This is a genomic window from Bradyrhizobium genosp. P (assembly GCF_049949265.1).
GTDB lineage: Bacteria > Pseudomonadota > Alphaproteobacteria > Rhizobiales > Xanthobacteraceae > Bradyrhizobium.
In genome coordinates this window covers 4069699-4090640 of record NZ_CP188195.1, presented here as the reverse complement: position 1 = coordinate 4090640, position 20942 = coordinate 4069699, and the positions used below count along the sequence as shown (strand labels likewise).

Below are 20942 nucleotides of genomic sequence, written 5' to 3'. Positions count from 1 at the left end.
TTCGTAAGCGCAAAGCTGAGGCCGTTCAGGCTTTGAAGTTCCAGGGCATGAGGGCATCGATCTGAGAGATCGGCCAGCCCTGCGCGATCCGTTCGAGAGTTTGCGTGAGCCAAGCGTGCGGATCGACGTCATTCATCTTTGCGGTCTGCAGCAGCGTGGCGATGGTCGCCCAAGTCCGGCCGCCGCCATGGCTGCCCGCGAAGAGCGCATTTTTTCTTGTGATGGTTTGCGGCCGGATTGCCCGCTCGACGATGTTGGAGTCGATCTCGATGCGGCCGTCGCTCAGGAAGCGCTCGAGGGCGGTGCGCCTGGATGTGGCATAGCGGATCGCCTCGGCAAGTTTGGATTTGCCGGACAGGCGGGGCAGCTCTTTCTCCCACGACTCGAAGAGCGCGGCGACGATGGCGGCGGATTTTTGCTGGCGCGCCTTCACGCGCGTTGCGGGATCCTGCCGCGGATATCGGCCTCGATCTCCCATAGCCCCGCCATCGTCGTGACGGTCTGCGTCGCCAGGTGCGAGCTCTCGTTGACGTGAAGCTCGTAGAATCGCCTCCTGACGTGGGCAAAGCAGGCCGCCAGAGTTACCCCCTCATTGGCACCCGTCGATCTCGCGAGCCGATTATAAGCGGCATAGCCGTCGACCTGCAGAATGCCGGCAAAGCCCGCCAGATGACGCTCGACGCATTCGCCGCCGCGGCTGTCCTCGAAGCGATAAGCCACCATCGGCGGATCGTTGCCACCAAACGGCCTGTCGTCCCGAGCGTATGCCCACAGCCATGCCTTCAGCGCCTTGCCTGATCCGGGAGCGAGCGTCGGCAGGGTCGTCTCATCGGCGAAGACCCGTTCACCCTGCTTGATCTTCTCCAGCACGTAGTCGGCCAGTGGCTGCAATTCGAAGCCGACCTTGCCCATCCATTGCGCCATCAGCGATCGGTCGAGATCGACGTCGTCACGTGCGTAGATCGCCTCCTGCCGGTACAGCGGCAGCCCGTCGGCGTATTTGGCCACCGCGATCTGGGCGAGAAGCGCTTCGGTCGGAAGGCCGCTCTCGATCAGATAGGCGGGTGCCGGGGCCTGAACCACGCCATCACGGTTGCGATAGGCGTATTTCGGGCGGCGCGTCACGATCACCCGGAACTTCGCCGGCGTTACGTCCAGCCGCTTCGAGACGTCCTCGCCGATCAGGACCTTCTCCAACCCTTCGCAACCAGGGGGTACCTCGGGCTCGATGATGATCTCGACCCGCTCCAGATGCGCGCCGAACTCCTTGCGCGGCCGCGGCGCGCGTTTCGGCTTGTCCTGGCTCCCAGCCTTCGCCAGCTCGGCTTCGACTGCAGCCACGCCGATGGCGATCTCGTCAAATATAAAGGCGATCTGCTCATCGCTCGGCCTGTCGCTACGCAACCGTTCCGAGCGCGTGCCGTAAAGCGTGCGCTCCAACATCTTCACGATTGACGTCAGTTCCACGATCCGCGCATCGGCCGCCTGGTTGACCGCGGCAAGATCGGCGTTGGCCGCACTCAGTGTCGCCATCTTGGAGGTGATGCGACTGTTCTCGGTCTCGATTGCCGCCCGCTCTTCCGCCAAGGCGAGGATCAGCGCGTGGGCTTCGGCAAGGGTCTTCGGAAGCTCTGCAACGGGCGTCGTCATCGCCGCCATCACAGCAGAGTCGTCGCCGATCTCCCAACCCTTTCAGCGCCCTGATTCACTTCGCCGCAGCTGGTCAGCCCACCGTTTCCGGGCGCTTCACAACGACCGCACGCACCTTCGTCCAGTCCAGCCCGTCAACCAGCGCCAGCAACTGTGCCTGATTGAGCTGGATCCGATACGGGCCAATCCGCGGCCAACAAAACTTCGATTTCTCGAGTTGTTTCGAGTAAAGGCAAATCCCGGATCCATCCCACCAAACAATCTTGATTCTATCCGCTCTCCCTGGCCCGGAACACGTATAGCGAAGCGTTGAATGGATCCGAGCCGGCGTCGCGCACCAGGGCCGCAAGCCCGTCCGGGCCTTTTCTAAAATCGACCGGATGGCTGGCGACCAGCACCTTCACGCCACTTGGAATCATGCCTGACGAACCGCCCGGATCACCTTGACCAGGTGAGCGACATCCACATCGCCGCTGACGCGGATGACGGCATCGCCCAAACTGATCTCCACCAGCGAAGTCGCAACCGTGCCAACCTCGACGAAGCCGACTTGCCCGGTTGGCTCGCGCGCGCTCACCACCCCACTGCGGATCGCTTTGCGCCGCCACCCAAACAATTGCGAAGAGGCAACACCAGCCCGCCGCGCAATAGCCGACACATTCACCCCCGGCTGTAGCGTTTCCTCGATCAACCGCGCCTTCGCCTCGGCTGACCAGGCCCGGCGACCCCGAAGCGGCCGAGCCTCCAGCGCTTCGATCACCTGACAATTTCTGTCATCAGGCATAGGCATACTTATAGAAATTGCCATCACCAAATCTCCGGCACTCCATGCCGAAGATTCTCAGATCTCTCGCCCACGCGCTATGTGGGGTCTCCTTGGCGCTTACGGTGCTTCGGGGCATCCGGTGATTGCATTACGGTCTGACCTCAAGGTGGTGCTGGCGGTACAGCGGTACAGCCGGTCAACTTTCGTAAGTCGGTGCACACGCTGTCGGCGCTGGTGAGCGAAGCGCTGCGTGCGAACCCGTATTGCGGCGACGTCTTCGTGTTTCGCAGCAAGCGGCTCAGCCCGCCAAGGCCGTCCTCAACCGCCCTTCGGAGCTTGCGCCTGAGCAATCGGCCGAGCTGCGCGCGCGGCTACTGAGCGAGCTTGAGTGTCTGTTCGGGAACATGTTGAATCTCCTGAATCATTTGTGATTCATTGGTGGTGGCCTGATTCGAGGAGGGCTCACCGATGTGGACGGCGCAGAACCGCAGACGTTACGACCGCAGCCAATTGCGATACCCGAGTGATCTGACCGGCGACGAATGGGCGCATGTCGAGCCGTTGATCCCGCCGGCCAAGCGCGGCGGCAACAAGCGCCACGTCGATGTGCGCGAAGTGATGAACGGGAGCTTTATGTGGAGTGCCGTGAGCAAGAAGAGCGCGAAGCCAGCCCGACCGCCGCCATCATCGATAGCCAAAGCGTGAAAAGCGCCGAAAAAGGGGGGCCTGCATCGATCCGCATGGCTATGATGCGGGCAAAAAGATCAAGGGCAAGAAGCGCCACATTCTCGTAGACACGATGGGCCTGTTGCTCCACGCCATCGTTCATCCCGCCGATATCCAGGATCGCGACGGCGGCATCCTGTTGCTCGCGACGCTGTTTGGAATGTATCCGTTCTTGAAGAAGCTGTTCGCCGACGCCGGCTATCAGGGACCTAAATTCCAGGAGGCTCTCGCGAAAACCATGCCCTACCTCGAAACCGAAATCGTCAAGCGTTCTGATCAGGTCAAAGAATTTGTTGTCCTACCCAAGCGCTGGATCGTCGAGCGCACCATTGCGTGGCTCAACCGCTGCCGAAGGCTTGCCAAAGACTGGGAGAACCTCAACCGCAAGGCGCTCGCTTTCTTGCGCCTCGCCTCAATCCGCCTCATGCTCCGCAAACTTTGTAATCCCGCTTGATGTTCTCGGACAGACTCTGAGACCTCACGTTCCGGCGACGACCTGCTGGCCTTGGGCCAAGGCGAGCCTGCCGCTCAAAAACACCCTGCTTGAGGGCGACGCCCGGCTCGTTGAGGCCGCCTGTCAGACGCGGTCGAGGCCGCTCCGTCAACGCTTCGACCCCAGCGGCTTTTCCTGACGGGCCTGGCCGTTGTGAACCGCCTCACCGAGGCTTTTCCTAAGCGATGATTACTTCCGCTGCCAGGCAGCCTTTTCCTTTCATCAGTGGTGGCCATGGGATGGATTGACAACGGGCGTCGTCGCGGAATCGACTACGAAGGTGCCGCCATGGCCATCACTGGACACCGCAAAAGTGGCCGCCATGTAGTTGCCCAAGAGCGCGATTTTTGCGCTGTTGGTACCATCACTAACTGCTAATACACCGCCTGTACTTGTACCGGTAAAACTAGGCGTCCCGATACTCGCAAAGTTGACATTGGCCAAATCTAGCGAGTCTTGTCCGGACAGGCCCGCCACTGTGCCGGCAAAACTCGCGGAGTTGTCGAGCTTTAGTGTTCCTGTTGTCGAGGCGAATGATACCTGGCCTGCGTAGGCCGATGCGAGCTCAAGCGTTGCACCTGCATTGACGACGGGCGTAGAGGATACGTTGACCGCCGGCGATTGCCAGCTGCTCCATTGCCAGCCGTCGGAGGCGCGTACCGACAGTTGATCAGTCGCCGATCCTGCAAGGAAAACAGTCTGCGCGAGCTGGGCCGAAGTGAGATCGATCTCCGTGTTGCTCGCCTGAACGACCCCGTTGACCACAAAATGGCCGCTGCCGGTCGTGTCCTTGAGCGCGTAGGTCACGATCGGGTTGCCATTGGGATCGCTCACAGAGAACAACGATGCCGCTGCGAACGTCTGGCCTGCCAGCGTATTCAGGCTCGAAGCTGTCACCACCGGTGCCTTCTCGTTGCTGGGAGCTACGTTTATCGAAACGGTTTGCCACCCGCTCCAGAGCGCACCATCGAAGGCGCGTACCGAGAGCTGCTCCGAGGACATCCCCGCCACATAATAGGTGTTGGCGAGTTGGGCTGGCGTGACATCAACTTCGGTGTTGCTCGGCTGGATCACGCCATTCACGGTGAAGTGGCCAGAGCCGGTCGGATCCTTCAACGCATACATGGTGATGGCGTTGCCGTCCGGATCGCTTGCGGTGAACAAAGTCGATGCGGCGGTGGTTTGGTTGCGCATCATATATTTGGTGAACGTCGTTACCACCGGCGGGTTATCGAAGCCAATCACCAGACTGGGGAAGGTGGTCAAAGCGCCCGACAAATTGGCGGCATTGCCCGCGCCGTCGGTGATGGTCGCGCCGTTGGGCAGGTTGGCTTGCGTGATGGCGAGCGCCGCAACCAAAGCATCGCTCGAGCCGACCGTGTACGTATAGGTCAGAGCGTTGGTACCGCTGCCGGCTATATAGGTTGCAGTACCGCCATCATTGAGGGTGAGCGTCGGGGTACCGGCAACCGTCACCGCCTCACCAAAGGCCAGTGTGAAGGTGACGATGTTGCCGGCAAATTCAGTGCCATTTGCCGGCGAGGCGGTAACCTGTGTGACCGCAGGCGGTGTGGTGTCGATTTGGGGGCTGCCCTGGGCGACGCCGGTCAGCGACAGGTTGGCGGCATTGCCGGCCCCGTCCAGAATGGTGGCGCCGTTCAGGTTGAACGCCGTCACCATCAGGTCGGGGGTGTTCTGCCCGGCCAGCACCGTGTAGCTGAAGGTCAGCGCGTTCGTGCCTGAGCCGCTGACATAGGTGCCAAAGCCGCCGTCGTTGAGCGTCAACGTCGGGCGTCCGCCGGTCGTGTTGACCGTCACCCCTTCGCTCATCGTAATGGTGTAGGTGACGATTTTTCCGGCATTGAGTTCGCCACTCGACGGGGTCTCTGAAATCGCGCTGATCACTGGCCTTGTGGTATCGATCTGCGGGCCCTTCTGTGTCAGGCCCGCTAGCGAAAGGTTGGCTGCATTTCCGCTGCTGTCCTTGACTGTCGCGCCGTTGAGGTTGGCCGCAGTTGCAGTCAGCGCGGCAACATTGCTGTCACTTGAGCCGACTGCATAGCTGAAGGTCAACGCACTTGTCCCCGAACCGCCGGTGTAGGTCGCGGTGCCGCCGTCGTTCAGCGTCAGCGTCGGGATGCCGCCGGCCACCGTCACTGCCGAACTTAGATTGAGCGTCAGTGCGACGGTCTTTCCTGCATTGAGGTCGCCGCTCGAAGGCGACTCCACGATCGAGGTCAGCGTCGGGCCAACTGGAGTTGCCGCTAAATAGGAATATCCTGAACCGGCGAAACCAAGGTAAACTTGGCCGTATATGTTGGGATCTCCGGCAATTGTCTTGATGGTGTCGAGACTACCTTCTGGATATTGACCAATCTGAACCCACGATTGTGCATCGTTGTTGGATTGCCAAATGCCATAGACGTTGTTGACGTAACCGACAATGTAGATCGATGGATAGCCGCCCGGAGTAGCCGGCGCGCCGAATCCGAACGTCGAAACCTCCAGTACGTTGGGGATCGCAGTCCAGGTCACCCCGCCATCCGTCGACTGATAGAATGGCTCCGACGCCGGATGCGTCGCGGCGGATTGCGGACCACCAGTAAAGAACAGATTGCCGGCCTCACCGGGGACCGCTTCAATTTGCGAATTGTAGAATGACCAGTCGGAAATTTGGCCGTTGAATACCTTCGTCCAAGTAACGCCGCCGTCGCTGCTTCTGAAGACACCGTCGGCAGTCGGATTCGAGGTCGAGGTGTAATACATATAAAAGGTATCCGGGAGTACCCGGTCAGCCGTTACCGTGCGCTTATCCAAGTAGTAAGCGAAGTCAAAAGCGCTCCAATCGGTCACGCCCGGCAGTACCACAGGGTTCCAAGTAAGTCCTCCGTCGGTAGTGTATTGCGGCGCTACCCCATCCGCAGGCGCCCAAACAATGTCCGTTGGAGAACTTGCTGCTATCGTGCCCCCGATAGTGGTTCCGGCGAACGAAGGCATCGTTGGAAATTCCCGCCAGGTCTGGCCGCCGTCCGTCGAATAACCCGACTGCTCTACGCCCCACCAATCATTAATTCCAACTACAAAATTTGGGCTGCTCGAGGCATAGTCAAGAGACCAGCCCGCGGAAAAGGAGGTTGGTGCACCGACGCCGTAATTAGAAGGAAAATTATTTGGATTGCTAACGTAGAAGAAGGACCGGTCCCACGATGCAAGCACCGGCTTGCCTCCAGGAGCAACGACAATCTGGTTTGCTACCAGTTGTTCGATGCCGACGTTTTGGGAGTTCCAGACGACCGGCGATGTCCAGCTGAAATTCGCTGAAATATTAGTGTTCCAAACGCCGATACCATCAGTCGCCCAAAGCTCGTTTGGAACGAGTTGATCAAACATCGCTCCGCCAATTCCCATATACCCGCCGACCGTACCTAGCCACGGTACATCGGTCGCGCTAAATTGGTTATTCCAATTGGTACCGCTCCAAGTCGCCCCCCCGTCGAGGCTTTGATTGATATTACCGCCAGGCAATTGAACTACGATGTGAGCTGGATTGAACGGATCGATCGCGACCGACTGAAACCCATTGACATCTGCGTTCAGCAAGTCGGTCCACGTGCCATTTGCGTATCGCCAAAGTGCAGTACCGTTATTTCCGATGGCATAATAACCGCCTGAACTAGAACTAGTCGCATACTCGACGTCCGCCGGCCCTCCACCTAGCGCCGTCCACGTGGCCCCACCATTAGTACTTTCATAAACCCCTTGACCGTAACTCGATGCAAAAATTACGTTGGTTATTCCGTTAGTAACACCGGACGTTTTGTCGAAAACAATACCGGTGATACCAGGATTTTGGCCGCTTGAATTCGCAATGCCGACCGGTATGTTCACGCTTTGCCAAGTGACTCCGCCGTCTCTTGTAACGAAGAGGCCGTTCTGCGGCGTTCCGACGTACACCACGTTCGGATTATTTGGATCAACAGCCATTTTCTGGCCGTCAAGCTTGGTCGAGTCTACGTTTGGATTCTCAGTGACTTGGGAAAACGACGTCTTTATCCATGTCGCTCCCTTGTCAACACTCCGGTACACAAAGCCGTTAAACATCATGTACAAAATATCGGTATTGCTCGGCGCGATTTGAATTTCGTATACGCCTTGGGCGTTATTTGCTGTTAAGTCTGCTGCTGGCATGCTTGTTGCGGTCACAAGTTGCTGCCACTGCGTACCATTCCAAATGTAGGCGCCGTACGTGTCTGTGCGTACCACCATAGTATCGTCTGGTGCGATATCTATTCCAGTGACGAAACCACCCGCTCCGATCTTTAGCTCCTGCCAGTTGGTCGACGCCACCGGGTCGACTACGGTTGTGCCGCCATCGCCGTCACTGCTCACCGTCCAGGTCGATGACAGGTAGTTGCCTTGCAACGAGAGATTAACCGTATTTATTCCGTTACTGACACTCAGCGTTCCGCCGCTGGTATTTCCACGAAAGGTTGCTGTCGTATTCGCTCCATAGCTGAGATCAGCCAGATCCAGCGCATCAGCTCCGGACAGAGCTGAAATCTGACCCGTGAACCTCAATGAATGATCGATCTTGAGCGTGCCGTCCGCGCCCGAGAAGCTTACCGACTGCGTACCGGGACCGTTGATCTCGACAGTCGCGCCGTCCGCGACAACAATTGAAGTTGGTCCGGCGGCAGTTGCCACGGCGGCAGCAGCATCAACGGTCGTCAACGGCGGCGAGTTTGTTGCGGACTCTGCTGGCGATGTCTCGAATGCCCGCGACGCGTTCTTAGCGGCCTCGGGGAAGTGAGAGGCAAAATCCCAGTAGTCAGCAGTTTGATAGGCGACACTGCTTGCCACAAGCGTATCGTGGTCAAACGCATTCAAGTCGTCCGCGATTGTCCAATCGCTCGTTTGGTCGAAGCCAAAATTGCTTTCCGCAATGAAAGCTTGCTCGCTAAGCGAGGAGTTGTTTTTGGATGCTCTTCGCAAGATAGCCTCTCAACGAATTCGATTGTGAGATTTGATCACGATGGCGCACGCGCCTGCATTCCGAGGATGCACTCTAGTTTCCTTCTTTAAAGAAGTGGTTCGGCGCCGAAGTAAAACTTTACGGATCAACGGCAAGCTTACTGCTCGCTTTCCATCCCATTTGGGTATGGAGATTGAATGTGGTGAACCGCAAGTTAAGAGTGCGCGATCAGTATTCGCGTCGCCGAACGTCAACAAGCGCAAGTCAACGCAACAACACCACCTGCCGCGGCGGCCAAGTGAGCACATGCCGATTAAGAGCGAGATTGTCGCATCGCTTTCGGCAACCTCTCGCGTAGTTGGACTCATCTCCTCGATTGAACGAACGCCGAGTCCAGCAGGACCAGGCGACAGCCACATCTCACGGTCAAACGAGCTCAACGTTTCTTCTTCGATGTTGAGTCCGCTCCCTGCGAACTGATCCAATCCATCCTCATTTTCCCGACCCCTGCAAAGTTCGCCCGTAAATATACGGGGTATGCCTGCTGTCTGTCCCAAGGTTCCCCCGAAAATTCTCGTGCAGCACACATCCACACGGCTAGCGGACGCAGTCGAACCAGCTTGCATCGCTGACTCCGTCGTCGCCCGGCCGCGCGCGCATTCAACTCGTTTCGGACTAAGTCCCCGTAGAAGCGACGAACCGTTTGTCGGTCCCCACGATTCGTCAGCTCCGCATTTCCTGCAACACATACACTCGTATGATCATGGCGCTTTGGCGGCAGGCGTAACTTCCGTCTCGCTAACTTCAGCGAGCTTTCGTTGCGTGATTCTTCTTCATCCACGCTACGTCTGGTTGCGAACATCGAAGTCAATGACGCAACTAACTCAACGACCGCCCGGAGTCCGCACGATCGGTGGACCGCTCCACGAACTGTATCACTCTCGAGATAGACGTCCGCATCGACATCAACCTCACTTGGACACCGACTTGGTGGATTCCATGATTTCAGACGTAGCGAGTTCTTCGAAGCCGACCATCCGTTCTGTCACGGGCCGCCATGCTACGGTCCGTTATAATACGGGAATGGACTGGCATTCTCGGCTGAAGCGCGGCACGGCGCCGCAAAAGTCGATTGTTCGAACTCGATTTTCCGCCGCGGCACGCCGCCTTCGATCGAATCCAACGAGAGGCCACCAGCGATGCAAAATCATTAATTGGATGATCGTGGCGCTTTGGCGGCAGGATTCTCTTGCTGACAGGAAAGGTGATTGACCGTAGCCGATTGCCCCAAAAAAGCTTGAGAGTGGGCGCCATAAGATTGGCTCCGGGTTGGGGCAAGTAATCCGAAATAACCATTGAGGCATGCGCAATGACGGTGAACGCCGTTGGAATGCATGGCGATTCTGGGCTGTTGGCGCTGGCGCTAATGCTACGACTTCACGGCATCGACGCCACACTTGAGGATATCCGCCGACAAAGTGGAAAACCGAAAATCGGCATCCCTGAAATGCTTCGCTGCGCGAAAAAGCGTGGATTGAGTTCGCGCGCGACCGCAACGAATTGGAACGGCCTTCGAAGCACCATGCTACCCGTTATCGCGCCGCTGCGTAACGGCCGCCTTTTAATTGTTGCCAAGATCGACGACGAGCAGCTTTTGGTCCAGGATCCCGAGTCGACCCGGCCGGAGTATCTAACGCGATCTCAATTCGAGTCCGTCTGGAATGGCCACCTCATAGAGATGGCCCGCCCTCGCGTACGTCCTCCACTCGGTCGCCGCCTCGTTCAGGGATGCTCAGGGTTCATAGCCCCATGGCGTCGCCTTCAGGCCTCGTACAAGACTTTTTTGAAGTGGACCACCGCCGGACTCGGCCGCCTCGCTCAGCGGGTTTCTGCTTCTGTCGCGCACCTTTTTCAGATCGACGAACTCACGATTGATCCGTCCATCGAACACTCAAACTCCGCTTCTTCCATGCCCAACGAAACGGGGCTCGGTGCACTCGTCTTGATGTTGCGCATTCTAGGCATCGGCGCTGATCCTGGGCAAATTCAACACCGATGCGGGACCGCCCACATCGGCCCCCCCGAAATGCTGCGGTATGCGAAAGAGCTCGGTTTAAAAGCACGAGTCAGCGCCACGAGTTGGGAGCGGCTTTCGAGTACGCCGTTGCCCGGAATTGCCGGATTGCGCGACGGCGGTTTTCTCATCCTTGGCAAAGCTGCCGAGGATAAGGTGCTGGTTCAGCACCCGTCGTCGCCACACCCCGAAGTGATGAACCGGGAGCAGTTCGAGGCGGTCTGGGATAGTCGTCTCGTGCTCATGGCGCGCCGTGCCAAACTAGTTGACCTCGCGCGGCGCTTCGACATCACATGGTTCATAGGAGCGATCCATAAGTATCGCCGCTTGCTTGCAGAGGTTGTTATCGCCTCGTTCTTCCTGCAGCTGTTTGCGTTGATCTCACCGCTGTTCTTTCAAGTGGTGATCGATAAAGTTCTGGTGCACCACAGCTTGAGCACGCTCGACGTGTTAGTGATCGGGCTGTTGGGAATATCGCTGTTCGAATCCATCCTCGGCTACTTGCGTACCTATCTATTCGCACATACGACCAATCGGATCGATGTCGAACTTGGCGCGCGCTTGTTCAGACATCTGCTGGCGCTCCCGATCGCTTATTTCCAGGCAAGACGGGTTGGCGATTCCGTCGCGCGGGTTCGCGAACTGGAAAATATCCGCCAGTTTCTGACCGGCTCCGCGCTGACCCTTATCATCGACCTGTTCTTCACCTTCGTCTTCATCGCGATTATGTTCTATTACGCGCCGCTGCTGACGTTGGTCGTCGTTGGGGCATTTCCATTCTACATTACGATCTCCGTTGCTGCGACTCCGGCTTTCCGTCGGCGGCTCGACGAGAAATTCCGCCGTGGCTCCGAAAACCAGGCGTTCCTCGTTGAGAGCGTCACCGGCGTTGAGACGCTCAAGGCAATGGCGGTCGAGCCTCAGATGCAGCGGCGCTGGGAGGAGCAGTTTGCGGGCTACGTTTCGGCGAGCTTCCGAGTGGTCAGCCTCAACAATCTCGCGAGCCAGGCCGTGCAGTTCGTCAACAAGGTGACGATCGCGTTGACATTGTATTTCGGTGCGAAGCTCGTCATCGACGGCACCCTCTCTGTCGGCGAGCTCGTTGCCTTCAACATGCTGGCATCCCGGGTCAGCTCGCCGGTCCTGCGCCTTGCGCAGATGTGGCAGGACTTTCATCAGGCGCGATTGTCGGTGGCGCGGCTCGGCGACATCCTGAACACCATCCCGGAGCCGAGCTTCAGTCCGGGTCGCGCGACGCTGCCGGCAATTCGTGGCGAGGTCCGGTTTGAGCATGTAAGCTTTCGCTATCGCGCCGATGGCTCGCAGATCTTGCACGACGTGAGTTTCGCGGTGCGGCCGGGCGAGGTCGTCGGAATCGTCGGCTCCTCCGGCTCCGGCAAGAGTACGCTTGCCAAGCTGATTCAGAGACTATACGTGCCGGAGAGCGGACGCGTGCTGGTTGATGGGGTGGACCTTGCGATGGTCGATCTCGCCTGGCTACGCCGGCAGGTCGGCGTGGTGCTGCAGGAAAACATCCTGTTCAATTGCTCTGTGGCCGAAAACATTGCGCTCTCTGATCCGGCTATACCGATAGAGAAAGTTATTTCCGCCGCCAAGCTTGCTGGCGCGCATGATTTCATTTTGGAATTACCGGAAGGGTACGACACCAGGATTGGCGAGCGTGGCAGCAGCCTGTCGGGCGGGCAGCGTCAGCGCATCGCGATTGCGCGGGCCTTGATATCAAATCCGCGCATCTTGATCCTGGATGAGGCGACCAGTGCGCTCGACTACGAGAGCGAGCGAGCGATCCAGGATAACATGAAGCAAATCGCCGCCGGGCGCACGGTGTTCATCATTGCGCACCGGCTATCGACCGTGCGTCATTCCGATCGTATAGTCACCATCGAGCGCGGTCGCATTGTCGAAGATGGTAGCCATGACCAGCTCATCCGCAGCAATGGTCGTTACGCCAAGTTGCATTACCTGCAGGCGGGCATCGGATGACCACCTCCCAAAAAGTCATTCAGTTCCCCAAAAGGGAAGTCATTCGCCGCAACGAGAGTGAACTCGCGTTCTTGCCTGCGGCTCTCGAGATCGTCGAAACACCGCCCTCCCCGATCGGCCGCGCAATCGGAATCACAGTCATTGCACTGTTCTGCCTTGCGCTTCTCTGGGCGTCCTTCGGCAGCGTCGATATCGTCGCGACCGCGTCCGGGAAGATCATTCCGAGCGGCCGAACCAAGACCATTCAACCATTCGAAAGCGGCGTGGTTCGCGCCATTCACGTGCGCGATGGTCAGAGCGTCAGGGCCGGCGAGGTATTGATCGAGCTTGACCCGACGATGACGGAAGCCGAGCGTGATCACCTCAAGAGCGATTATGTTTCCGCTGAACTTGAGCTGGCGCGGCTCCGCGCGGCTTTGTCCGACAAGCCCAATCCGCTCGATGACTTTCGCCCCCCCGAGGGGGCAAGCGCGTCCCTGATCGAGATGAACAGGCAATACCTGCTCAGCCAGCTCGCCGAGCAACGGGGAAAACTTGCAGCCCTGGATCGACAACTGAAGCAGAAGCAGGCCGAGCGAGATACGATCAGTGCTGCGGCCGCTAAAATCGAAGCAACACTGCCAGTGCTGACCCAAAAGGTCGAGATTCGAAAATATCTCTTCGAGAAGGATTTGGGCTCGAAGATCGTCTATCTGACCGAATATCAGGAACTCGTCAGCATGCAGCAGGATCTGCAGGTTCAGAAGAGCCGCTATCAAGAAGCCGATGCGGCGCTTGCGGCCCTGACTGAAACCCGCGCGCAGACCGCCGCCGAGTATCGCAGGGGCCGGTTCGACGAGTTGGCGAAGGCCGAGCAGAAGGCTGCCGGCCTGGCGCAGGACGTCATCAAGGCCGAGCAGCGGACCAAGCTACAGGAACTTACCGCGCCCGTGGACGGCGTGGTGCAGCAGCTGGCGGTACACACGATTGGGGGTGTCGTTAGCCCCGGCCAGGTGCTCCTCGCCGTGGTGCCATCGGACAGCCATCTCGAGATCGAGGCGATGGTGTCAAACCGCGACATCGGATTTGTTCACTCCGGGCAGCAGGCTGAAGTCAAAATCGACACCTTTAACTTCACGCGCTACGGACTTCTGCACGGCACGGTTCTCAACGTGTCGCAGGACGCGATCACGCGCGAACGGCCCCAGGACAGAACCAACGACAGGATTGCAGGAGCCGAGACTGCAAGCAGCGAACCGAAAGGGCAGGAGCTGAACTACGCAGCGCGCGTGAGCCTTGAGCGCACCAGCATGCAAGTGGGAGACAAGCTGGTCGACCTGTCGCCGGGCATGGCGGTAACGGTCGAGATCAGGTCCGGCTCACGACGGATTATCAGTTATCTGCTTTCGCCGCTGGCGCAGTATAGACATGATATGCTGCGAGAGAGGTAGGAGCCGCCTCTCACCAATCCAAACCGAACGTTTCCGGCAAGCGCTATCCTGCCAAGCAGCAGAGTTGGTCCGCGGGCTAGATGCGCCGGCTGACGGCGAGCCTGTCAATGGCAAACTCATCGATCTTTGTAGCGGTCAACCAGGGCGGCCGTTTCCCACGCCCGAGCCAGGTTTCAGGGCTCTTCGGAGTTCCTGTATTTCGGTGACGCTTGCGGGTGGTTCCGACCCTCCCTGGGCGCCGCTTCAGGTCCCGCCTTGGTGCCGGAATCTGACAGCTGAAAATTCTCCGCATGCCGAAGCTGCGCGAGCGGCCTCTCGAGTTCGCGCTTTTCCGACGTTAACTTGGCGGACAACACACTAACTTCTTCGTGGAGCTGCCACATCTCGTCAACGGACATACCCTCGAGACTCAGCTTTTTGCTCATCAGTCGCCCAATTCCTTCAATTTAACCGTGTCGCGGCCTCATCGTCTTGCAACACGATTTGCACGCTACTTTGGAGGAGCAGCAGCTTAAGCAGTTTCACAACTACCGCCTGCATTCTCGGTTCATCTCCAAGAAAGCGAAACCCTCAATAGGCATTCCGCTTGCGCAGCACCTCGAAGATTGTCTTGATCAAGATCTGAATATCGAGCCAAAGGCTCCAGTTGTTAATATACCAAAGATCAAGCCTGACACGTTCGGCGATATCCTCCACGCCAGGTGTCGCCCCCCGTAGCCCATTGCACTGAGCCCAACCGGTTATGCCGGGCCTAACGTGGTGGCGAAATGCATAGTCGCCGATAATTTCCTCAAAATAATGATCATGTGCCAAGGCGTGCGGACGCGGTCCAATCAAGGACATGTCACCCCGCAGCACGTTGATCAGCTGAGGCAGTTCGTCCAGGCTCGCAGAGCGAAGCAGTCTTCCAACAGGCGTAACTCTTGGATCGTTTCGGACCACTTGCGTGACTTGCGGACCATTTTCCTGCACCGTCATGGTCCGGAATTTGAGCATGACGAACTGTTTTCCATTAAATCCCTTTCGATGCTGTCGGAATATCACCGGTCCGGGACTATCGAGCCTGATTGCAATGGCAGTGATCACCATGACCGGCAGCAACGGACACAGAGCCAATCCGGCTAAAACCAGATCCATCGAGCGTTTGACCAGCCGTTCGGCGCGGTCGAGCGGAGCGCGCTGGATCTCGATCGCCAGGACGCGCCGCCGTGCCGATGACGCGTAGTGTGTCAAGCCGCGGACCCGAATGTCGGGCAGGAGCTTTGCCGCCACCGGCAGTTTCTTGATTTGATTTCGGACAAACTCCATTCGCTCGCCATCGGTCCAGTTCAAGGCAAGCAGGATTTCCTTGCAATCATGCTGCTGCACGAAATTGGACACCGATTGGAATAGCTGCAGGTCGGTCGCCGTTCGTCGGGCAGCGTCACCCTCCTCGCTCAGCATGAATTGAGTAACGTCGGTCGAGCCGAAGAAAGCCAGCAAGTCACGGGCTTCGAGTGCAGCCAACTCGTGGTTCTCGCCGATCAGAAGAACGTCTGTTCGACCAACCATGCCCCGTGTGAGGGCGTTTTGCAGGACGACCTTGGTGATCTTTCGCGTGGCAAGCAAGCCAGCGGGCGCGACCAAAAACAATGCGATGAAGGCACCGCGCGAGTAATCGACTCCGACCTTCAGAAGAAAGGCGAAGAAGGCGAGCAAGAGGCCGGTGGTAAACCAGCACACCAGAATTTTGGTGCTCTCGACATGCGGCCTGGCGCAATCCGGAAAATCATAATAGCCGGTACCGCTCAGCCGCAGCACGTGCACAAAACTGGCGAGAAGTCCGACCGCACAGTAGGGGACAAGGTCTGGCATTGGATTGCCAATTGCCAGCTGATAGGAGACTCCCCCAACGACGCTCGACACCAGGATTACGAACGCATCGGCAGTCGACAACAGATATGGAATTGAAGCGCCGGAGAACCGCGCCTCCTTCGGAGCGGATGAGCGGATAGGGCTCGCTCTTTCGCCAATTTCCGAACCAATCGACATCGTCCGATCCGCCCAATGACTTTAGTAAAATCGCAGACTTTATTGAAATGCACGACGCCAAAATAACTCATTCTTAACGGGTTACAAGATAAAACAAGTGCATTGCCACGCAACATAGCTAATTCTCGACACTCAATAATTGAGCCTTGATCTCGATGATCGCCCTCGTCGGTACCTATATCGGAATCTGCCTTGGGCGTTATTTTCGCATCTTTGCGATCGTGCCGTTCTGGATTCTTGCGGTCTGCGTCCTTGTTCTCCCGACACTATCCGCGCAAGGCCTGACGCATGCGCTCTTCAATGCGCTAATCCTTCTCGGCTGCATTCAGGCGGGTTACATCGTGGGGCTGGTCGCGGGAGAATTTTACCTGCCACGACGTCGAATGAGTCTGCGCCAGACGCACCGGATTTAGCCGCGCCAATCGAAGCCGCGCTTCAGGTCCCGGATCCCAAGCAGAACTGAAAATGGCCGATCTCGATGCTACGCGGGTTGGCGGCACTTTTCATTGCTGAAACGACATCAGTCGCGAAGCTACTGTCCCCTGGTCTGGCAACCGGTTCGGTCGCTTTGGGCGGCAACCATTCCTTGATGCGAGTTTTAAACGATCTGAGCAGCAAAGCTGCCTCCACGCTCGCGCCAATGCAGCCTGAACTAGCCGGAAACGCCCGAGTCCAGCGGCAAATTTGTCCTTCCAAGCTCTCTATCGCCCTCGGAGGAAAGCGCTCACCGAAAATAACTTCATTGCAATCGTGTTTTGCCGTTGAAATTAACCGAACGGGCTAGCGCCCGCCGCGCACTCAAATTAGGTTGTAAATCGGAGGAGATTTATTTGAAGTTGCAAGCGAAACAAGCGCCTCCGCGCATGTCTATGTACGCTCAGGGATATTTCGACATTTGCAGCGCACCAAAGCTTTGTCCATTGAACGATTGACAAAATCCCGCACGCGGCGTTAATCTTAACCGTTAATTTAACAGAAGCCAATTTGTTGAAGTAAAGTGGACTTGCGAGCTGATGAGATGCTCGTGCTGTCATCATTTTCTGCTCGCGCCTAAGACTGAACAATATCACCGACAGTCAGAGGTGTACCATGTTTAGATTACGCTCGACTCTCTTAGGACTACTATTTGTGACCAGTGCTTTCGCCTTCACCAGTCCCGCCAAGGCTGACCTTGTACTCACTCTTGGTGCGACCAACGGGTTTGCTACGTGTCCGTCGGGCGACTGTGGGACCGTCGACATCCACTGGGTAAACTCGACTACGGCGACCGTTACAGAAACCGCTGTTACGGACTTCGCCTTTCACCAAGATGTGTTGGCTTTGAATCTGAACCTTGGGGGCGGTAGCGCAACTTTTTCCAACTTTTCCGCCACGCTGGCTTTTAACGACAGCTCGTGCACGACGTGCGCGCCAACACAAGGCTCAGGAAATGAAGACGGCTTCGGCCACTTCGACTTCGTCCTCAACACGTTTGACGGCTTGGCGACGGGCTCAGTTTCGTTCACGCTCAACTTGAGCGGCAGTACGTGGGTTGATCAAAACGCCATTCTCACGCCCAACAATAATGGGAACGAGTTTGCGGCTCAGATGGGCTATTGTGGCACCAGCGGCTGCACCAAGGACAATGGGCCTTTTGTCAACACCGGTTTCGTAGGCCCGGGCACTGTGTCTAACGTTCCCGAGCCCTCCACGTGGGCAATGCTGATCATTGGCTTCGCTGGGCTCGGCTTCATGGCCTATCGACGGAAATCGAACGCAGTGTTTCGTTTCGCTTAAGTCGATACAGACCTGATGACGACGAGAGATGGGCCGCCAGGCGGCGGCCCCTTCCTTGGTCGTCCTCGAATGGAAGGACGATTCAGCGCTAGTATGGGGGCGGGAGATGAAGCTCGTCCATTTGCAAACGATGTCGGCTGAGGAGCTTTGGTTGCTCTACAACCAAATTCGCGAGCTGCTTGCCCAGAAAACGGAGCAGGAGTTACGGACACTGCAAAGGCGTCTGCGCAAGGTCAAGCCTCGCAAACCCTATTCTAAGGTAGCGCCAAGGTTTCAAAATCCACAGAACCCGACCCAGACCTAAGCTGGACGGGGGCGCCAACCGCTCTGGGGTTGCGCGACTGCTGGAAACGGGCAGAGCCATCGGTGAACCGAGAATTCGCAAGGGATAAGAGGATAAGACGCACGTCATCGCCATTTGGGTAGGTGATGCTCAGCACGCATTGCAAGGCTTCGACACCGGGTGCGTAGCGGAGAGGCACATGCATACGCGATCAAAGAGATATTTGAGACGGCAACGGGGGCGAATGCACACAGAGCAACGTCGCGCCAGAGCGAACGCGCTTTGTCGCCGCCGCGAGAACCGCCTCGCTCTTCAAATCAGGCGCGCTCTGGACAGGCTTTCGGCTTGACGAACGTTTAATCATCGAATGGGCGCCTTCGGCCTTGCCTTGGACGTGATACGTGGCGACGACCAGGCAAACGCGCCCCTGACCGAAACCCGTGCGCAGACTGCGACCGAGTATCGCGGAGCGCTGTTCGACGGGTTGGCGAAGGCTTCCGTGAGACGATCAGCCAAACGGCTATCTCGGTTGGCAGGCTTGCCGACAGGATTGCGCGCGGATGTCGCAGCTATTGAGACATGGACCGCTGAATGTGACCGGGCAAGCACGCCGGCAAGAGGCGTCTTCATTGGAACACTTTGTGAGGCATGCTTCGACCGCTTGCCGACTACTCTCGGTTCCCTGTGCGAATGCACCGAGCGGCACTGTGGATAGCAGCGCAGCGCATAATAGCAGCGATTTCATGCAGCGCTCCTCTCAATGGCTCCCGACATGCCAGCCAGTTGCGGTAAACAAGCGACAGACCGGCTGGTGGCGCCGAGTAGCGTTTGACGTTGGAATTTATGCGTCCTGCGCCTGGCTGCTGCGAGACTTGGTCTTACCGGCTGCAAGCCTGTCAATCGCGAATTCTTCGAGCTTGCGACCGGCCTTCAGCGCAGCAGTCAACCAGCCCGGCCGCCTCCCGCGCCCGGACCAGATCTCAAAGGGCTCTTTGGAGTTCCTGTACCTTGGCAACACTTGTGGGTACTTCCGCCGCTCTGTGGGCGCCTCTTCAGGTCCCGCCTTGATGGAGTCCGACAACGGTCGAAAATCCTCCGCACGCCGAAGCTGCGCGAGCCGCCTCTCGAGTTCGCGTTTTTCTGCCGTTAACTTCGCGGACAACACACGGCTAACTTCTTCGTGGAGCTGCCACATCTCGTCAACGGACATACCCTCGAAACTCAGCTTTTTGCTCATCAGCCGTCCAAATCCTTCAACCATGCGGTAGCATCGTCCGAGAGAGCCGTCACGCGATACCATTTGACGCTCCTCAGAGGAGTAGAAAGCCGCCTGCATTCTCTGTTCCAACTCCAGAAGAGCGATACCCTCGCTTGCGCAACACAAGCCAACGCCGGAATTTCTATCTTGGCTTGGTGACCGGTTCGGTCGCTTTGGCCGGCATGTAATCTACGAGCCTCGAAGGGAATCGAACACAAGGGTAAATGGGGAGATCCGCTTACATCTATGTCGCTCCTCGCGCGTCCGAACTCCTCTCGGCGACCTCCCCGAATATTCCGCCCCGGGATGGAATAGTATCAGTTAAAATTCGTATAACGCAATGCGCGGGACCGGAGCAAAGCTGTTGCGTCTGCGGCGCCGGCTCCCCGCGACCGACGCAGTCGTGCACCGGGTCGCCTCGGGCAATCCGTTTGCTACCCCACCCAGCCCGTTGAGCCTATGGACCGCAGTGCGAGCTCTCGTTGCCCGCGCGGCTCGAAGCGCGCCGCGCTCGGCTTGGCAGGAGTTGAATCCAGGAGCAACGCCGCGGCGCAACGCGGGACCAGAAAAGCCGATCCACGGTCCCCGCGCGCCGGCTGTAGACGGTTCGCCGCAAGTGACGGGCCGCCAGCACTAGACTGAAATGGATCCTTGTTTGAATTAGGCGATTTAGGTATTATAGCACCATAAAAATAGGTGAGATAGCTCAAATTGAAAGATGCGTAGTCTAGAGTAGGCCGCGCGCTTGCAATGGGCCGGCTCGCCATGCCCACTGCTTAGCTGCTGCAGACTGTGACTAGGTACAAGATTCAATGATCGATTTGGGATCGAATACGAGTTTGAGTTAAAGGAATAATGATATGCTTAGAAAACTCAGCTCTCCGAACCTTGTCGTGGACCCCCACCGCCAAAAGGCGGAGGCCCGAAGCACCTCTCAGAACTGGCATTGGAGGATCAATATGACCAGTGCGCGAGCAATGACTTTGGCGGAATTTTCGCAAAGTTATGTTCGGTCGCGTGGCACGGCTTTGAACACGGTGACTCCAGACGCCAACAGCGCGCCGGCTGCCGGGGCATTGGAAAATCGTTTCGCCGTTCAGGTTACCCGAGGAATGTCGAAGAGGTCCGATCCTGCTCTACTACCTGACGAGGCGCAAGTTGAGCCGCCGCTAGGTTCGTGATGCGGCGATGACGAGCTTGAACACCATCAGCCTGGCGGTGGTCGGCGAGAACGTGCCCTTCGTGCGCACCGTCCTGTGTCGCACGGTCGCGAACACGCTCTCGATGGAATTGTTCGTGCGCAAGTGATCTCGATGCTCGGCAGGGAAGTCCAAAAAGGCCAGCAGTGAGTCGCGATACTTGAGCAGGCATCCGACTGCCCGGCTGAATTTGGCGCGGTATTTCTCGGCAAAGACGTCGATCGCCGTTTCGCCGGACGCCCGTTCGGCGCCCGATAGGCCCCAGAGGCGCATTTGTTCG

General features: G+C 57.8%; 11 protein-coding genes and 4 pseudogenes. 7 read left to right on the top strand and 8 right to left on the bottom strand.

The features are described 5' to 3' along the window. Window positions 1-25 precede the first annotated feature (25 nt). The 4 genes and pseudogenes from tnpC to ACP2YO_RS19835 form a co-directional block, all read right to left on the bottom strand. Window positions 26-1650, bottom strand: a pseudogene (tnpC, locus tag ACP2YO_RS19850) (IS66 family transposase). Between the two features lie 73 nt (window positions 1651-1723). Beyond that, window positions 1724-1888: an IS66 family insertion sequence element accessory protein TnpB gene (gene tnpB / locus ACP2YO_RS19845; RefSeq protein WP_426443260.1), complete on the bottom strand. Its 165-nt coding sequence runs from the start codon at window positions 1886-1888 to the stop codon at window positions 1724-1726. Between the two features lie 31 nt (window positions 1889-1919). Then, window positions 1920-2069, bottom strand: a complete 150-nt coding sequence (tnpB, locus tag ACP2YO_RS19840) for an IS66 family insertion sequence element accessory protein TnpB (RefSeq protein ID WP_426442338.1) — start codon at window positions 2067-2069, stop codon at window positions 1920-1922. Next, window positions 2066-2410, bottom strand: coding sequence for a transposase (locus ACP2YO_RS19835; protein ID WP_426442337.1), 345 nt, complete (start codon window positions 2408-2410; stop codon window positions 2066-2068). The genes tnpB (ACP2YO_RS19840) and ACP2YO_RS19835 overlap by 4 nt, the downstream gene beginning before the upstream one ends. A gap of 189 nt (window positions 2411-2599) precedes the next feature. On the opposite strand from ACP2YO_RS19835, the pseudogene tnpB (ACP2YO_RS19830) reads away from it, so the two are divergent. Both tnpB (ACP2YO_RS19830) and ACP2YO_RS19825 read left to right on the top strand, forming a co-directional pair. Beyond that, window positions 2600-2716: pseudogene (gene tnpB / locus ACP2YO_RS19830) on the top strand (IS66 family insertion sequence element accessory protein TnpB); the annotation flags it as partial. A gap of 168 nt (window positions 2717-2884) precedes the next feature. Then, window positions 2885-3596: pseudogene (locus ACP2YO_RS19825) on the top strand (IS5 family transposase). A 261-nt stretch (window positions 3597-3857) separates the two neighbouring features. Here ACP2YO_RS19825 and ACP2YO_RS19820 read toward each other — a convergent pair. Further along, a complete protein-coding gene (locus ACP2YO_RS19820) occupies window positions 3858-8627 on the bottom strand; it encodes a hypothetical protein (RefSeq protein ID WP_426442336.1) in 4770 nt (1589 codons plus the stop codon). A 1349-nt stretch (window positions 8628-9976) separates the two neighbouring features. Between ACP2YO_RS19820 and ACP2YO_RS19815 the strand changes: the two genes are divergently transcribed. Beyond that, window positions 9977-12685: a type I secretion system permease/ATPase gene (locus ACP2YO_RS19815; protein WP_426442335.1), complete on the top strand. Its 2709-nt coding sequence runs from the start codon at window positions 9977-9979 to the stop codon at window positions 12683-12685. Beyond that, on the top strand, window positions 12682-14115 hold the full coding sequence (locus ACP2YO_RS19810; protein WP_426442334.1) for an HlyD family type I secretion periplasmic adaptor subunit: 1434 nt from the start codon (window positions 12682-12684) through the stop codon (window positions 14113-14115). The genes ACP2YO_RS19815 and ACP2YO_RS19810 overlap by 4 nt, the downstream gene beginning before the upstream one ends. Window positions 14116-14685: 570 nt before the next feature. Here ACP2YO_RS19810 and ACP2YO_RS19805 read toward each other — a convergent pair. Then, window positions 14686-16146, bottom strand: a complete 1461-nt coding sequence (locus tag ACP2YO_RS19805; protein ID WP_426442333.1) for an undecaprenyl-phosphate glucose phosphotransferase — start codon at window positions 16144-16146, stop codon at window positions 14686-14688. Between the two features lie 155 nt (window positions 16147-16301). Here ACP2YO_RS19805 and ACP2YO_RS19800 point away from each other — a divergent pair, with 155 nt between their 5' ends. From ACP2YO_RS19800 to ACP2YO_RS19790, 3 genes are all read left to right on the top strand, one after another. Continuing rightward, window positions 16302-16559, top strand: a complete 258-nt coding sequence (locus ACP2YO_RS19800) for a hypothetical protein (protein WP_426442332.1) — start codon at window positions 16302-16304, stop codon at window positions 16557-16559. A gap of 715 nt (window positions 16560-17274) precedes the next feature. Beyond that, a complete protein-coding gene (locus tag ACP2YO_RS19795) occupies window positions 17275-17922 on the top strand; it encodes a PEPxxWA-CTERM sorting domain-containing protein (protein WP_426442331.1) in 648 nt (215 codons plus the stop codon). 106 nt (window positions 17923-18028) lie between these two features. Beyond that, complete coding sequence (locus ACP2YO_RS19790; protein ID WP_426442330.1) at window positions 18029-18226, top strand: hypothetical protein; 198 nt, start codon at window positions 18029-18031, stop codon at window positions 18224-18226. An 820-nt stretch (window positions 18227-19046) separates the two neighbouring features. On the opposite strand, the gene ACP2YO_RS19785 is transcribed toward ACP2YO_RS19790, so the two are convergent. Both ACP2YO_RS19785 and ACP2YO_RS19780 read right to left on the bottom strand, forming a co-directional pair. After that, window positions 19047-19541 carry an H-NS family nucleoid-associated regulatory protein gene (locus ACP2YO_RS19785; protein ID WP_426442329.1) on the bottom strand — a complete coding sequence of 165 codons (495 nt, stop codon included), beginning with the start codon at window positions 19539-19541 and terminating at the stop codon, window positions 19047-19049. Between the two features lie 1094 nt (window positions 19542-20635). Beyond that, a pseudogene (locus tag ACP2YO_RS19780) lies at window positions 20636-20905 on the bottom strand (transposase); the annotation flags it as partial. Window positions 20906-20942: the final 37 nt, after the last annotated feature.

What these genes read in the sequence shown, in the direction of transcription:
- tnpB (WP_426442338.1), bottom strand. Translation starts at nt 2,069, where the DNA reads ATGATTCCAAGTGGCGTGAAGGTGCTGGTCGCCAGCCATCCGGTCGAT.
- ACP2YO_RS19815 (WP_426442335.1), top strand. Translation starts at nt 9,977, where the DNA reads ATGACGGTGAACGCCGTTGGAATGCATGGCGATTCTGGGCTGTTGGCG.
- ACP2YO_RS19810 (WP_426442334.1), top strand. Translation starts at nt 12,682, where the DNA reads ATGACCACCTCCCAAAAAGTCATTCAGTTCCCCAAAAGGGAAGTCATT.
- ACP2YO_RS19805 (WP_426442333.1), bottom strand. Translation starts at nt 16,146, where the DNA reads ATGTCGATTGGTTCGGAAATTGGCGAAAGAGCGAGCCCTATCCGCTCA.
- ACP2YO_RS19800 (WP_426442332.1), top strand. Translation starts at nt 16,302, where the DNA reads ATGATCGCCCTCGTCGGTACCTATATCGGAATCTGCCTTGGGCGTTAT.
- ACP2YO_RS19790 (WP_426442330.1), top strand. Translation starts at nt 18,029, where the DNA reads ATGAAGCTCGTCCATTTGCAAACGATGTCGGCTGAGGAGCTTTGGTTG.
- ACP2YO_RS19785 (WP_426442329.1), bottom strand. Translation starts at nt 19,541, where the DNA reads ATGCAGGCGGCTTTCTACTCCTCTGAGGAGCGTCAAATGGTATCGCGT.